Genomic DNA, 13,951 nt, shown 5'->3' with positions numbered 1-13,951 from the left:
CGACACGGTTTCCCGATGACGACCCCGACCCACTTCCCGCCCGCGATCGCACCGCTCGACGATGCGCTGCGCAAGCGCCTGCAGCATGTGATCGACCACAAGACCAAGCCGCCCGGCAGCCTCGGCCAGCTCGAGGCAGTCGCGCTGCAGGTCGGCCTGATCCAGCACACCGAGCGGCCGGTCGTGCAGCGTCCCGTGATGATCGTGTTCGCCGGCGATCACGGGATTGCCGCCGAAGGCGTGAGCCCCTATCCACAAGCGGTGACCGCGCAGATGGTCGCGAACTTCCTCGCCGGCGGCGCGGCAATCAACGCGTTCTCGGGCGTCTCGCAGAGCACGCTCGAGATCGTCGATGCGGGCGTCGCGTCGCCGCTGCCGCTGTCCGACCGCCTGGTGTCGCTGCCGGTCGCGCGCGGCACGCGCAACTTCGCGACGGAGCCTGCGATGACGCGCGACGAGGCGATGACGGCGCTCGCGGCCGGCGCGGCGCGTGTGCGCCTGCACGCGTCGCTCGGCACGAACGTGATCGGCTTCGGCGAGATGGGGATCGCGAACACGTCGTCGGCCGCGTGCCTGATGAGCCGCCTGCTCGGCGTGCCGATCGACGCGTGCGTCGGGCGCGGCACGGGCCTCGACGACCAGGGCCTCGCGCACAAGCGCGCGGTGCTCGGCCGTGCGCTCGTCAAGCACTCGCACGCGATCGCGCCGCTCGACGTGCTCGCGACGTTCGGCGGCTTCGAGATCGCGATGATGACGGGCGCGTATCTCGCAGCCGCGAGCGAACGGATGACGATCCTCGTCGACGGCTTCATCGCGACGGCCGCATTGCTCGTCGCCGAGCGCATCGCGCCCGGCGTGCGCGACTACTGCGTGTTCTCGCATACGTCGCACGAGGCCGGGCACCGGCGCATGCTCGAGCATTTCGGCGCGAAACCGCTGCTCGCGCTCGACCTGCGGCTCGGCGAAGGCACGGGCGCGGCGCTCGCGCTGCCGCTCGTGCGTGCGGCTGCTGCGTTCCTCACGGAAATGGCGAGCTTCGAATCCGCCGGTGTCGACGATCGTGACGCCTGATCGCGCGCGCGGCGTGCGGGCCGAACTGCGCTACTTCTTCGTCGCGCTCGGCTACTTCACGCGCGTGCCCGTGCCGCGCGCGATCGGCTACGCGGCCGGCGATCTCGACCAGGCCGCGCGATATTTCCCGCTCGTCGGCGCATGCGTCGGCGCGTGGGGCGCGCTCGTGTATCTGGTCGCGCTGCGCGCGTTGCCCGTGTCGATCGCGGTCGGGCTGTCGATGGCCGCCACGCTGCTCGCAACGGGGGCCTTCCACGAGGACGGCCTCGCCGACAGCTGCGATGCGTTCGGCGGCGGCTATACGCGCGACGACGTGCTGCGCATCATGCACGACTCGCGGATCGGCACGTTCGGTGCGGTCGCGCTCGTGATCGCGCTCGGCGTGAAATGGCAGGCGCTTGCGTCGATGCTGCCGTTGCGTGCCGCATGGACGATGATCGCCGCGCACGCGGCGAGCCGCGCGGCGGCCGTGAGCCTGCTGATGACGCTCGACTACGTGCGGCCCGAAGGCAAGGCGAAACCGGTCGCGCAACGGATGGGGGCGCGCGCGGCGTGTGTCGCCGCGCTGTTCGGATTGCCGTGGCTGTTCTGGCCCGACTGGCGCATGGGCGTCGCCGCCTGCGTGGCGCTCGTGCTCGTGCGCGCGTGGGCAGCCCGCTATTTCGTGAAGCGGATCGGCGGTTATACCGGCGACTGTCTCGGCTTCACGCAACAACTGTGCGAACTGGCGATCTATCTCGTGGTGCTCGGATGGACGTCGTCCTGATCCGTCATCCGGCCGTCGGTGTCGAGCCGGGCATCTGCTACGGACGCAGCGACGTGCCGCTCGCCGCGCCGGCCGACGCCGGCGCCCAGGCCGTGCGCGCGCATCTGTCGGTACTCGGCGCGCCGCTTCCCGAACAGGTCTGGACGAGCCCGCTGACGCGCTGCGCGTCGGTTGCCGAGCGGCTCGCGCAGGCATGCGGCGTGCCGCTGCAACGCGAGGCGGACTGGCAGGAAATGAATTTCGGCGCGTGGGAAATGCGGCGCTGGGACGATATCGATCGCGCGGCACTCGATGCGTGGGCGGCCGACCTGATGCATGCGTGCGCGCATGGCGGCGAAAGCGTCGCGCGGTTCGCTGCCCGGGTCGCCCGGCAGGCCGATGCCGTCGCGCGGTTCGACCGGCCGCAATGGGCGGTCACGCATGCGGGCGTGATCCGCGTGTTCGCGGCGCATGTACTGTGCGTGCCGCTCGATACGCTGTTGTCGCGGCCGGTGCCGGCCGGTGGTGTCGTCTGGCTGCGCGCGGATGCCGCCACGGGAACGTGGGAAGTGGTGCACTGGGACGAATAGGCGCACCGGCGTCCGCATCTGGACGACGCGGCGCGCGGTCGATCTGTCTCAAACACCGACAGGTGCGCGACGGGCGCTCAAGCCGCCGGAACTCAGCGCGCCGGCCGCCGCCCACGCGCGGCTTCGAGATCCTCGCACAGCGCGGCCGCGCCCTGCGCGATCCGCGGCGACGGCCGCGTCAGCAGATCGCCGTCGATCGCGAACAGGTTGTTGCGCGCCACCGCCGTCAGCGCGGGCCACGTGCGCCAGCGCGCGAGGCTCGGCAACGGTTCGTCCGTACGCGACGCACCCGCGCTCGTCGTGACGATCGCTTCCGGATTGGCCACGAGCACGGCCTCGTCGGTGACGGTCGGCACGAGCGGCCTGAGCGAGGCGAACACGTTGCGGCCGCCGCACAGCTCGATCACGTCGTTGATCAGGTGCGCGCCATTGAGCGTCATCAGCGGCCGGTCCCAGACCTGGAAGAACATCGTGACGGGCGCCCGCGCGGCATAACGTGCGCGCAGCGCGGCGATGTCGCGCGTATAGGCGGCCGCGGCCGTATCGGCGGCCGGTTGCGTGCCGAGCAGCGTGCCGAGCCGGCGCAGCGACGACGATACGTCGTCGAGGTGCTTCGGTTCGCTGAAGAACAGCGGGATATGCAATGCGCGCAGCGCGTCGGTCTGCCGCTCGGCGTTGCCGTGCCGCCAGACGACGATCAGGTCGGGCTTCAGCGCGGCGATCCGCTCGAGGTCGAGCGCCTTGTTGTCGCCGACGCGCGGTATCGCCCGCGCGGCGGGCGGATAGTCGCTGTACGTGACCGTGCCGACGAGCTTCGCGCCGCCGCCGGCCGCGTAGACGAGCTCGGTCGCGTGCGGCGCGAGGCTGATCACGCGCTGCGCGGGTGCCGGCAGCGTGACGGTGTTGCCGGCGTCGTCGCGCGTCGTGACGTTGGCGTGGACGAGCGGTGCGTGAGCGAGTGCGGTCAGCATCGCGACCGGTGTCAGCCGGTGCAACAGGCGCGGAATCATGCGGATTCCCGTTGCAGCAGCGGCACGCAGTGCGCGAGTGCGTCGCCGAGGCGCTGCCATTCGGCTTCGCTGCCCGGCAGGCCGACGCGTACGCTCGACGGAGTCGGGAAGTACCGCGTCCAGATTCCGCGTGCCGCGAGTGCCGCATGCAGTGCCGCTGCCCGCGGGTCGTCGGTCCAGCTGAAGAGCGGCGTCGCGCGGGCCGCGAAGCCGTGCGCGCGCAGCAGTGCGGCCAGCCGCTCGCCGTCGGCCGCGAGCCGCTCGCGGGCGGCGGCCTGCCATGCGCGATCGGCGAACGCCGCGGCGACCGCATGGCGCGCGGGGCCGCCGACCGTCCAGGCGCCGAGCATGTCGCGCAGCGCGACGATCTGGCCGGGGCACGCGAGCACGAAGCCTGCGCGGATGCCGGCGAGCCCGAAGAACTTGCCGACCGAACGCAGCACGACGAGCCCCGGGCGATCGACCTGCGGCGCGAGCGACTGCGTCGCACCCGTATCGGCGAACGCCTCGTCGACGATCAGCGTGCCGCCGCGCGCCGCCAGTTGCGCATGCCAGCCGAGCAGGCGTTCGGCCGGCACGAATTCGGCGGTCGGATTATTCGGATTCCCGACGATGACGTGGCGCAGCGTCGCAGGCAGCGTATCGGTGCCGACGTCGAGCGCGACGACGCGATGGCCGTGTCGCGCGAAAGCGGGTGCGTATTCGCCGTACGCGAGCGTCGCGACGCCGGCGTCGCCGGCCGGCAGCAGCGCGGGCAATGCGCGGATCGCAGCCTGGCTGCCGGCCACCGGCAGTACGTGCGCGGGATCGGGCGCGTGATAGTACTGCGCGGCGCAGACCGCGAGGCCGTCGCCGTCGTCGGGCAGCCGGCGCCACGCGTCGGCCGGGACGGGCGGCACCGGATAGCCGACCGGATTGATGCCGGTCGACAGGTCGAGCCACGTGTCGTACGGAATGCCGTGGCGGCGTGCGGCTTCGTGCAGGTTGCCGCCGTGCGTGATGCGGGTGTCAGACATGATGGGTGGCCATGACGAGTGCGCCGCTCGCGACCAGCAGCGCGAGCCACAGGGCAAGCGTGCGCGTGACGAGCGACAACGCGGCGACGATATGGACGGCGCTCGCCGTCGCGCCGGTGCCGAGCGCGGGACGATCCTCGATCTCGCCGTGATAGACGGCCGGGCCGCCCAGCTGCACGTTCAGGCTGCCGGCGCCGGCGGCCATCACCGGGCCCGCGTTCGGGCTGTCCCAGTGGCGTGCCTGCGTGCGCCAGCAGCGCCATGCGGCGGCCGTGTCGCCGAGCAGCGCGTAGCTCGCGGCCGTCAGGCGCGCGGGAATCCAGTTGAGCGCGTCGTCGAGGCGCGCGGCGGCCCAGCCGAAGGTCAGGAAGCGCGGCGTGCGGTAGCCCCACATCGCGTCGAGCGTGTTCGCGAGCCGGAACAGCAGCGCGCCGGGGCCGCCTGCGACGACGAACCAGAACAGCGCGCCGAAGATCGCGTCGTTGCCGTTCTCGAGCGCGGATTCGACGGCCGCACGCGACAGCGCGCCTTCGTCCGCGTCGCTCGTGTCGCGCGACACGATGCGCGCGGTGAGCGTGCGGGCGGCGCCGAGGTCGCGTCGCAGCAGCGCCGCGGCGATCGGCGCGACGTGGTCGGCGAGGCTTTTCGCGCCGAGTGCGAACCACAGCAGGGCGATGTGCAGCGCGGCCGCGAGCGGCCATGGCAGCTCGGCCGCGAGCCATGCCGCGACGGCGACCGGCGGCACGACCGCCGCGATCCATGCGGCGACGCCGACCACGCGGCCGCGCCGGCCCGTGTTCAGCGCGCCTTCGATGCGCGCGGCGAGGCGGCCGAACGCGACGAGCGGATGCCAGCCGGCCGGTTCGCCGATCGCGCGGTCGATGATCGCGGCCGCGACCGCGAACATCGCGACTACGGGCAGCGACAGCATCAGCATGACGGCGCTCCCGTCTTGAGGTCGAGCGGCAGCCCGGCGACGAGCAGCGTCACGCGCGTCGCGAGGGCGGCGACACGCTGGTTCAGGCGCCCGAGTTCGTCGACGTAGCGGCGCGTGACCGACCCGAGCGGCACGACGCCGAGCCCGATCTCGTTGCTGACGACGATCACCTTCGCGCGCGCGCCGCGCAACGCGTGCTCGAGCCGGTCGACCTGCGCCGCGTACTGCGCATCGTCGAGCGGTTCGCCGTCGGCCGGGCACAGCAGGTTCGTGAGCCACAGCGTCAGGCAGTCGACGAGCAGGCACGCGTGCGGATCGTCGAGCCGCGCGAGCGTGCCGGCGAGGTCGACGGGTGCGTCGGCGAAGCCCCAGGCGGCCGGCCGGCGCGCGCGGTGGTGCGCGATGCGCTGCGCGAATTCGGCATCGGCGGCGGTTGCGGTGGCGATGTAGGTGACGGGGCGGCCGCTGTCGGCGGCGAGGCGCTCGGCGTGCGCGCTCTTGCCCGAGCGTGCGCCGCCGAGGACGAAGGTGAGGTCGTGCGGAATCATCGCGTGATTGTAACGGCGCGGGCATACCGGCGCGGGGGATAATGCGGGCTTTGCTTCGCGACGACCTTTACACGATGAATGCACCCGAGCCGCGGCCGCGCGGCACGCTGATGATCCAGGGCACGACGTCCGACGCGGGCAAGAGCACGCTGGTCGCGGGCTTGTGCCGGCTGGCGCGCCGCGGCGGCGCGCGCGTTGCGCCGTTCAAGCCGCAGAACATGGCGCTCAACAGCGCGGTGACGGCCGACGGCGGCGAAATCGGCCGCGCGCAGGCACTGCAGGCGCTGGCCGCGGGCGTTGCGCCGCATACGGATTTCAACCCCGTGCTGCTGAAGCCGACGAGCGACCGCGGCGCGCAGGTGATCATTCACGGCAAGGCGCGCATGAACCTCGATGCACGCGCGTATCACGGCTATAAGCCGGTCGCGTTCGAAGCGGTGCTCGAGTCGTACGCGCGCCTGCGCGCCGGCTACGACACGGTGATCGTCGAGGGCGCGGGGAGCCCGGCCGAGATCAACCTGCGCGAAGGCGACATCGCGAACATGGGGTTTGCCGAACGCGTCGACTGCCCGGTCGTGCTCGTCGCCGACATCGACCGCGGCGGCGTGTTCGCGCACCTGGTCGGCACGCTCGCGTGCCTGTCGGACAGCGAGCGCGCACGCGTGCGCGGCTTCGTGATCAACCGCTTCCGCGGCGACGTCAAGCTGCTCGAGCCGGGGCTCGACTGGCTGCGTGCGCAGACGGGCAAGCCCGTGTTCGGCGTGCTGCCGTACCTGCACGGCCTGCTGCTCGACGCCGAGGACATGCTGCCCGCACAGGCGCGCAGTGCCGCCGCACGCGGCGATGCCGGCCTGCTGCGCGTTGTCGTGCCGGCGCTGCCGCGCATCAGCAACCACACCGATTTCGACCCGCTGCGCGCGCATCCGCAGGTCGAATTCACGTACTGGAAGAGCGGTCCCGTCCCGGACGCCGACCTCCTGATCCTGCCCGGTTCGAAGAGCGTGCAGTGCGATCTCGCATGGCTGCGCGACGCGGGCTGGGACACGCTGATCCGTCGCCATCTGCGCTACGGCGGCAAGGTGATCGGCATCTGCGGCGGGATGCAGATGCTCGGCCGCACGCTCGACGATCCGCTCGGCCTCGAAGGGGCGCCCGGCAGCGTGCCGGGGCTCGGGCTGCTCGATTTCGACACGACCCTGCAGCGCGACAAGACGCTGAAGAACGTGACCGGGCATCTCGCGCTGCCGGGCGGGGCGGCCGTGCGCGGCTACGAGATCCACATGGGCGATACGCACGGGCCCGCGCTCGCGTCGCCCGCGCTGACGCTGGCAGCCGACGCCGCACCCGCCGCCTCCGACGCCTCCGACGCCACGCGCCCGGACGGCGCGGTGTCCGCCGATGGCCAGATCCTCGCGACCTACGTGCACGGGCTGTTCGACTCGCCCGACGCATGCGCGGCGCTGCTCGCGTGGGCCGGGCTCGACGGCGCGGCGCGCATCGACTATCCGGCGTTGCGCGAGGCATCGCTCGAGCGGCTGGCCGACTCGTTCGCCGACCATCTCGATCTCGACGCGCTGTACGCCGAGTTTCGTTGACGCGGGCCGGGCCGTGCTCGCTTTTTCCGCCGGATCGCATACAACACAGGAGGGCGGATGTCCGCCTGGAGGAGTGCGACGATGAAGGCTCGATGGTGGTGGAGCGTGCTGCTCGCGGCGCTGCTGGGCGTGTCGGCGGTTGCGCACGCGTGCGATTCGTACGCACCGGGCGGCGGCCAGTCCGGTTCCGGCGACGCCACACAAGGCAAGAGCGGTTACTGAAGCAGGTCGCGGGGCATGATCGGTCATGCCCCTTTTTATGTCCCGATTGATTCCATCCGGGAATCAGTTAAAGCGAATTGGCGCGTTTATCGGTTGAATCGATTCGAATAGAGTGCGATCCATTCACACCACTCACGAAGGAATTCGCCATGAACCCCAATCGCCTCAACGATTTCGCCGCGACCCTGCTGCGCGTCGCGCTCGGCGTACTGTACCTCGCGCACGTCGCGCAGAAGGTGTTCGTCTTCACGCTGCCCGGCACCGCGCAGTTCTTCGCGTCGATCGGCCTGCCGGGCTGGCTCGCGTACCTGACGACGTTCGTCGAACTGGCGGGCGGCCTGGCGCTGCTCGCGGGCTTCCGCGTGCGCGTCGCCGCGCTGGTGCTGCTGCCGTTCATGCTCGGCGCGACCGCCGCGCATCTGCCGAACGGCTGGAGCTTCGCGTCGCCGAACGGCGGCTGGGAATACCCGGCGTTCTGGGCCGTCACGCTCGCCGTGCAGGCGCTGCTGGGCGGCGGCGCGTTCGCGCTCGGCGCACGGGAAGCCGCGGTCCAGCGTGCGTAATGGGTAAATCGGCGTACACGGCGCGGCGCAACCCGTTCCGGTGACACCCCGTTTGCCGATATCATCGCTCCCTGTATCCGCAATCGAGCGGCGCCTGCCCTGCGGCAGGGGCCGCGCGGCTTTTTCGGGGGAATTCATGACGGTGATCGTGGTGGCGAATCCGAAGGGCGGCGTGGGGAAGAGCACGCTGTCCACCAATCTTGCCGGCTATTTCGCGGCGCAGGGCGCGTGGGTCGCGCTTGCCGACCTGGACCGGCAGCAGTCCGCGCATGCGTGGCTCGAGCTTCGGCCGGCCGGACTGCCGGCAATCGAGGCATGGGACCTCGATCCGGACGCGCCGACGAAGCCGCCGCGCGGCCTCGAATATGCGGTGATCGATACGCCGGCCGGGCTGCACGGCAACCGGCTCAACGTCGCGCTGCAACTGGCCGACAAGGTGATCGTGCCGCTGCAGCCGTCGATGTTCGATATTCTGGCCACGCAGCAGTTTCTGGAGCGCCTCGCCGGCGAGAAGGCCGTGCGCAAGGGCAGCGTCGAGGTCGGGATCGTCGGGATGCGGGTCGATGTGCGCACGCGCTCGTCGGACCAGCTTCACCGGTTCGTCGAAGGGCTCGGCCTGCCGGTGCTCGGCTACGTGCGCGACACGCAGAACTACGTGCAGATCGCCGCGCACGGCCTCACGCTGTGGGACGTCGCGAAGAGCCGGGTCGAGAAGGATCTCGAACAGTGGCGGCCGATCGTCGAATGGGCCGAACGCCGCGCGCCGAAGGCCGAGAAGACGGAGAGGGCCGCCAAGGCGTCCTGATCGCGCGGCCGCAGGGCCGGTACGCGGGGAAATGAGAAAGGGCCGGATCCCGTGGCACACGGCATCCGGCCCTTCGACCCTTCGACCGCAAGCGGCACAGCCGCTCCCGCGCGCAGCGGCACGCGGGCGGCCGGTCAGTCAGGTCAGGTCCAGTTCTGCGTCGGCACGTGATCGCGGTGGCCCTTGATCTTGTTGCCGTCGTCGATGAACACGAGCTTCGGCTTCCAGCCGGCCTGAATCTCGGCTTCGTCGACCATCGCGAATGCCGCGATGATCACGAGGTCGCCGAGCTGCGCGCGACGCGCGGCCGAGCCGTTCAGCGAGATCATCCCGCTGCCGCGCTCGCCCTTGATCGCGTACGTCGAGAAACGCTCGCCGTTGTTGATGTTCCAGATGTCGATCCGTTCGTTTTCGATGAGGCCGGCCGCTTCGAGCAGGTCTTCGTCGATCGCGCACGAGCCTTCGTAGTGCAGCTCGCAGTGCGTGACGGCCGCGCGGTGGATCTTCGATTTGAGCATGTGGCGCTGCATGGTGTCTCCGTGATGCGTCGTGAGAGGCGCGGGCGGGCGGCCCGTCAGATTTCCAGGTTGTCGATCAGGCGCGTCGCGCCGAGCTTCGCGGCCGCGAGCACGACGAGCGGCTCGCCGGCTTCGAGTTCGGCGGCGCTCGGTGCGATCAGGTTCGCGCGGCGGCGGATCGCGATGTAGTCGGGCGCCCAGCCGCGCTCGGCCAGGTGCGTGCGCGCGTGATGCTCGAGCTTGCCGAGGTCGCGTTCGCCGCCGAGCACGCTGTCGCGCACGCGCTGCAGCGTTTTCGCGAGTTCGGGCGCTTCCTTGCGCTCGTCGGTCGTCAGGTAGCGGTTGCGCGACGACAGCGCGAGGCCGTCCTCGTCGCGCACGGTTTCGGCCGCGATGATCTCGACCGGCAGCGCGAGCTGCTGGCACATCCGGCGCACGATCATCAGCTGCTGGTAATCCTTCTTGCCGAACACGGCGACGCGCGGCTGCACGCAGGACATCAGCTTCGTGACGACCGTGCACACGCCGGCGAAGAAGCCGGGCCGGAATTCACCCTCGAGAATGCCGCCGAGGTCGTCCGGCGGCAGCACGCGGTATTCCTGCGGTTCCGGGTACATGTCGCGCTCGGTCGGCGCGAACAGCACGTAGACGTTTTCCTGCTGCAGCTTCTCGATATCGTCCCGGAGCGTGCGCGGGTACTTGTCGAAATCCTCGTTCGGGCCGAATTGCAGCCGGTTGACGAAGATGCTCGCCACGACCGGGTCGCCGTGCTGGCGCGCGAGGCGCATCAGCGACAGGTGCCCTTCGTGCAGGTTGCCCATCGTCGGCACGAACGCCGTGCGGTTCTGTCCACGCAACTGGTCGCGCAGTTCCTGGATCGAGCTGATGACTTTCATGATCGGGTAGCGGTTTCCTCGCGCATGCGCGCGTTGGCGCCGCAGCAGCGGCGTCGGGGTCGAAGCGGAGAACGCCGGCGCGCGGGCGGCGCATCGGGCGTCGGCGGATTGTAGAGGATTTGGCCGCCAAACGCATCGAAAAAAGTACGGTCGTTCACTTTTTAATCGGGCGTGCCGGCAGCGGCACGCTCAGTCGCGTCGGGCTGCGGCGAGGCGGCACGTGTGCCGGAATGAATCGGGGGGCGGGAAGGGCGGACGCGGGCGCCAGGCCGGTTACGCGGGCAGGTACGCGAGACGCACGTAGATCGGCGCGAACGGCTCGGCCTGCGTGATCTCGAGGAGCGATTCGCGCGCGAGTTCGAGCATCGCGATGAAATTCACGACGACGACCGGCACGCCGCGCGACGTGTCGAACAGCTCGGCGAATTCCATGAAACGCGCGTTCTGCAGCCGGCGCAGGATCAGGCTCATGTGCTCCCGCACCGACAGCTCCTCGCGGGAGATCTTGTGGTGCTGGACGAGCTTCGCGCGCTTGAGCACGTCGGCCCATGCGGCGCGCAGGTCGTCCGAATTCACGTCGGGGAAGCGCGGCGTGACGCTCTGCTCGATATAGACCTCGGCGCGCAGGAAGTCGCGGCCGAGCTGCGGCAACTGGTCGAGCCGCTGCGCGGCGAGCTTCATCTGCTCGTATTCGAGCAGGCGGCGCACGAGTTCGGCGCGCGGATCCTCGGCTTCCTCGCCGGTGTCGGCCTTCTTGACCGGCAGCAGCATCCGCGACTTGATCTCGATCAGCATCGCGGCCATCAGCAGGTACTCGGCCGCGAGCTCGAGGTTCGACGTGCGGATCTGGTCGACGTAGCCCAGATATTGCGCGGTGACCTGCGCCATCGGGATGTCGAGCACGTTGAAGTTCTGCTTGCGGATCAGGTAGAGCAGCAGGTCGAGCGGGCCTTCGAAGGTCTCGAGGAACACCTCGAGCGCATCGGGCGGGATGTAGAGATCCTGCGGCAGCTTGAACAGCGGCTCGCCGTACAGGCGAGCGAATGCCGCGACACCGTCGACCGTGTCGGGCGTCGAATCGGCGCCCGCGGGCGCGGCGATCGCGTCGTCCTGGCGGGCGGCGCTGGCCTCGTCGGCGGCGCTCACGTCGTCAGAAGTTCTGGTAGTAGACGTACGACGTTTGCTTCACGCGCGATTCCTGCTGCTCGGCGCGCTCTTCGAGGTCGATCGGCTGCTTGTCCCACAGCAGGGAACGGCCCTTGCGCTGCTCTTCCTCGAGCGTCGGCTTCTGTTGCTTGAGCTGGTTCAGGAACTGCGTGACATCGGACTGGTACGGCATGGCTGGATTTTCCGTTTCGGGCGGCGCACGATGCGCCGGATTCACGATGGCGGGATTTTACCGCATCGCGGGAACGGCCGGCGGCAATCGCGCGTCGAATCCGCGGGTTGGCGCGCAGCCGGCGGCCGCAAGCGCACCGCCGGGCATGACGCCGCGGCCACGCGCGCTCGCGCGGCGGTTTACAAACATTAAGCTTTGGCGCCGGCACGCTGTGGTCAAATACAGGGTTTTCCACAAAACCGTGACAACCGAGGGCGAGGTCATATTTGGCGGGGCAGTCGAACCAGCAAGCACATCCGGCACATGACGCGGGCCCGCGCGTGGAACGCAATCGCGCCGGCGCCGCGGCCCGTGCCGCACGGGCGACCCTCGCGGGTTGCCTGGCCGCGTGCTTCGCGCTGCCGGCCCACGCGAAGTACGACGTCGACATCGACGCGCCGCGCTCGGTTCGCAAGCTGCTCAAGACGCACCTCGACATCGCGCGCTTCGCGAAGCGCGACGACATCAGCGACGACCAGTTCGACTTCCTCGTGACGGCCACCCCGCAGCAGGTGCGCGACCTGACCGCGACGGCCGGGTATTTCTCGCCGGTCGTGCGCACCGACGTGCGCACGCGCGACGGCAAGCGCGACGTGCGCATCGCGGTCGATCCGGGCAAGCAGACCGTCGTGTCGAGCGTCGACCTGACCTTCAAGGGGCCCGTCGACACCGAGGATCCGAAGCAGGAAGCCGCGACCCGTTTCGCGTTTTCGCTGAAGCCGGGCGACCCGTTCACGCAGTCCGACTGGGACGGCGCGAAGGGCGCGGCGCTCAGGCAACTGCAGTCGCGTCGTTATCTCGGCGCGAAGATCGCGTCGTCGGAGGCGCGCATCGATCCGCGCACGCAGCGCGCGACGCTCGCGGTCACGTTCGACAGCGGTCCGACGTTCACGATCGGCAAGGTCGACGTCGACGGTGTGCGGCGCTATCCGGAGAAGATCGTCACGAACGTCAATCCGCTGTCGGAAGGCGAGATCTACGACGTGCAGCGGATCACCGAATTGCAGCGGCAGTTGCAGAACACGCCGTACTACGCGAGCGTCGCGATCGACGTCGGCGACGATACGGCGAAGCCCGAGCGCACGCCCGTGCACGTGAAGGTCAGCGAGTTCCCGTACAACAACATCCGCGGCGGCGTCGGCTTCGCGACCGACACCGGGCCGCATGTGCAGGGCTCCTACACGTATCTCGACACGTTCGGCGCCGCGTGGCCGCTGACCGTGTCGGGCCGGCTCGACCAGATCCAGCAATACGGGCAGGTCCAGCTGTCGATGCCGCCGGGCGAGAAGGGTTGGACCAACAGCGTGCTCGCGTCGTACACGAACACCAACGTGTCGGATACGCGCATCTACAGCGCGCGGGTCGGCGTGCAGCGCACGCGCACGGGCCAGTTCATCGACTATTCGTATTCGCTGATGTACTACCAGGACCGGCTCGACCAGAACAGCGCGGGGCCGACCACGAGCCGCGCGCTCGTGCCGCAATGGGCATGGACGCGCCGCAACGTCGACGATCCGCTGTTCCCGCGTTCGGGCAACCTGATCCACGCGGAGGCCGGCTTCGCGGTCAAGGGCGTGCTGACCGACCAGACCTTCATCCGCGGCTACGCGCGCGGCCAGCAGTACCTGCCGGTCGGCAAGCGCGACCTGTTCGTGTTCCGCGCGGAGCTCGGCGGCGTGTTCACGAGCGGCAGCTCGACCGGCGTGCCGGCGTCGCTGCTGTTCCGCGCGGGCGGCTCGAACTCGGTGCGCGGCTACGGTTACCAGAGCATCGGCAACAGCGTCGACGGTTCCGTCCTGCCGACCAAGTACCTGATGACGGGCACCGCCGAATACCAGCACTGGTTCAACCGCGACTGGGGCGCCGCGACGTTCTTCGACATCGGCACGGCCACCGATGCGTGGGGCGAACGCGTGTTCTACCCGGGCGTCGGCGTCGGCGCGCGCTGGCGCAGCCCCGTCGGCCCGATCAACGTCGACGTCGCGTACGGGTTGCGCAACCATAGCGTGCGCCCGTACCTGACGCTCGGCATCGCTTTCTGAACGTACCGCTTCATC

General features: G+C 70.0%; 16 protein-coding genes. 8 read left to right on the top strand and 8 right to left on the bottom strand.

Annotated elements, in window-relative coordinates; all coding sequences use genetic code 11:
* Window positions 1-15 precede the first annotated feature (15 nt).
* From cobT to cobC, 3 genes are read left to right on the top strand one after another with little or no spacing between them, the layout of a single operon-like run.
* Complete coding sequence (gene cobT / locus ABIC51_RS20850) at window positions 16-1,071, top strand: nicotinate-nucleotide--dimethylbenzimidazole phosphoribosyltransferase (protein ID WP_027786722.1); 1,056 nt, start codon at window positions 16-18, stop codon at window positions 1,069-1,071.
* The gene (locus ABIC51_RS20845; RefSeq protein ID WP_042975792.1) at window positions 1,061-1,837 is read left to right on the top strand and encodes an adenosylcobinamide-GDP ribazoletransferase; all 777 of its coding nucleotides are present in this window, start codon (window positions 1,061-1,063) and stop codon (window positions 1,835-1,837) included. Before cobT ends, ABIC51_RS20845 begins: the two co-directional genes overlap by 11 nt.
* Entirely contained in the window at window positions 1,822-2,406 is a 585-nt protein-coding gene (gene cobC / locus ABIC51_RS20840; RefSeq protein ID WP_175898229.1) for an alpha-ribazole phosphatase, read from the top strand. The genes ABIC51_RS20845 and cobC overlap by 16 nt, the downstream gene beginning before the upstream one ends.
* 92 nt (window positions 2,407-2,498) lie before the next feature.
* Here the strand turns inward: cobC and ABIC51_RS20835 are convergent, their stop codons facing one another.
* From ABIC51_RS20835 to cobU, 4 genes are read right to left on the bottom strand one after another with little or no spacing between them, the layout of a single operon-like run.
* The gene (locus tag ABIC51_RS20835) at window positions 2,499-3,416 is read right to left on the bottom strand and encodes a cobalamin-binding protein (RefSeq protein ID WP_175898230.1); all 918 of its coding nucleotides are present in this window, start codon (window positions 3,414-3,416) and stop codon (window positions 2,499-2,501) included.
* Window positions 3,413-4,432 carry a threonine-phosphate decarboxylase CobD gene (gene cobD, locus ABIC51_RS20830; protein WP_175810172.1) on the bottom strand — a complete coding sequence of 340 codons (1,020 nt, stop codon included), beginning with the start codon at window positions 4,430-4,432 and terminating at the stop codon, window positions 3,413-3,415. The genes ABIC51_RS20835 and cobD overlap by 4 nt, the downstream gene beginning before the upstream one ends.
* Complete coding sequence (gene cbiB, locus ABIC51_RS20825; protein WP_175855079.1) at window positions 4,425-5,369, bottom strand: adenosylcobinamide-phosphate synthase CbiB; 945 nt, start codon at window positions 5,367-5,369, stop codon at window positions 4,425-4,427. The genes cobD and cbiB overlap by 8 nt, the downstream gene beginning before the upstream one ends.
* Complete coding sequence (cobU, locus tag ABIC51_RS20820) at window positions 5,363-5,917, bottom strand: bifunctional adenosylcobinamide kinase/adenosylcobinamide-phosphate guanylyltransferase (protein ID WP_027786728.1); 555 nt, start codon at window positions 5,915-5,917, stop codon at window positions 5,363-5,365. Before cobU ends, cbiB begins: the two co-directional genes overlap by 7 nt.
* Window positions 5,918-5,991: 74 nt before the next feature.
* On the opposite strand from cobU, the gene ABIC51_RS20815 reads away from it, so the two are divergent.
* From ABIC51_RS20815 to ABIC51_RS20800, 4 genes are all read left to right on the top strand, one after another.
* Entirely contained in the window at window positions 5,992-7,512 is a 1,521-nt protein-coding gene (locus tag ABIC51_RS20815) for a cobyric acid synthase (protein WP_175898231.1), read from the top strand.
* Between the two features lie 81 nt (window positions 7,513-7,593).
* Entirely contained in the window at window positions 7,594-7,734 is a 141-nt protein-coding gene (locus ABIC51_RS20810; RefSeq protein WP_166741928.1) for a hypothetical protein, read from the top strand.
* 149 nt (window positions 7,735-7,883) lie between these two features.
* On the top strand, window positions 7,884-8,297 hold the full coding sequence (locus tag ABIC51_RS20805; protein ID WP_027786730.1) for a DoxX family protein: 414 nt from the start codon (window positions 7,884-7,886) through the stop codon (window positions 8,295-8,297).
* A 136-nt stretch (window positions 8,298-8,433) separates the two neighbouring features.
* Window positions 8,434-9,102: a ParA family protein gene (locus tag ABIC51_RS20800; protein ID WP_175898232.1), complete on the top strand. Its 669-nt coding sequence runs from the start codon at window positions 8,434-8,436 to the stop codon at window positions 9,100-9,102.
* 143 nt (window positions 9,103-9,245) lie between these two features.
* On the opposite strand, the gene panD is transcribed toward ABIC51_RS20800, so the two are convergent.
* From panD to ABIC51_RS20780, 4 genes are all read right to left on the bottom strand, one after another.
* Entirely contained in the window at window positions 9,246-9,632 is a 387-nt protein-coding gene (gene panD / locus ABIC51_RS20795; RefSeq protein ID WP_021164250.1) for an aspartate 1-decarboxylase, read from the bottom strand.
* A 44-nt stretch (window positions 9,633-9,676) separates the two neighbouring features.
* A complete protein-coding gene (gene panC / locus ABIC51_RS20790) occupies window positions 9,677-10,516 on the bottom strand; it encodes a pantoate--beta-alanine ligase (RefSeq protein ID WP_175898233.1) in 840 nt (279 codons plus the stop codon).
* Between the two features lie 273 nt (window positions 10,517-10,789).
* Window positions 10,790-11,662: a segregation and condensation protein A gene (locus ABIC51_RS20785; RefSeq protein ID WP_021164248.1), complete on the bottom strand. Its 873-nt coding sequence runs from the start codon at window positions 11,660-11,662 to the stop codon at window positions 10,790-10,792.
* A gap of 4 nt (window positions 11,663-11,666) precedes the next feature.
* A complete protein-coding gene (locus tag ABIC51_RS20780; RefSeq protein ID WP_006478107.1) occupies window positions 11,667-11,855 on the bottom strand; it encodes a DUF3460 family protein in 189 nt (62 codons plus the stop codon).
* Between the two features lie 266 nt (window positions 11,856-12,121).
* Here ABIC51_RS20780 and ABIC51_RS20775 point away from each other — a divergent pair, with 266 nt between their 5' ends.
* Entirely contained in the window at window positions 12,122-13,936 is a 1,815-nt protein-coding gene (locus tag ABIC51_RS20775; RefSeq protein WP_060083238.1) for an autotransporter assembly complex protein TamA, read from the top strand.
* The last annotated feature ends 15 nt before the right edge of the window (window positions 13,937-13,951 follow it).

The sequence above is a fragment of the Burkholderia sp. 572 genome (assembly GCF_040545135.1).
GTDB lineage: Bacteria > Pseudomonadota > Gammaproteobacteria > Burkholderiales > Burkholderiaceae > Burkholderia > Burkholderia cepacia.
This window is presented reverse-complemented; position numbering and strand designations above follow the sequence as displayed.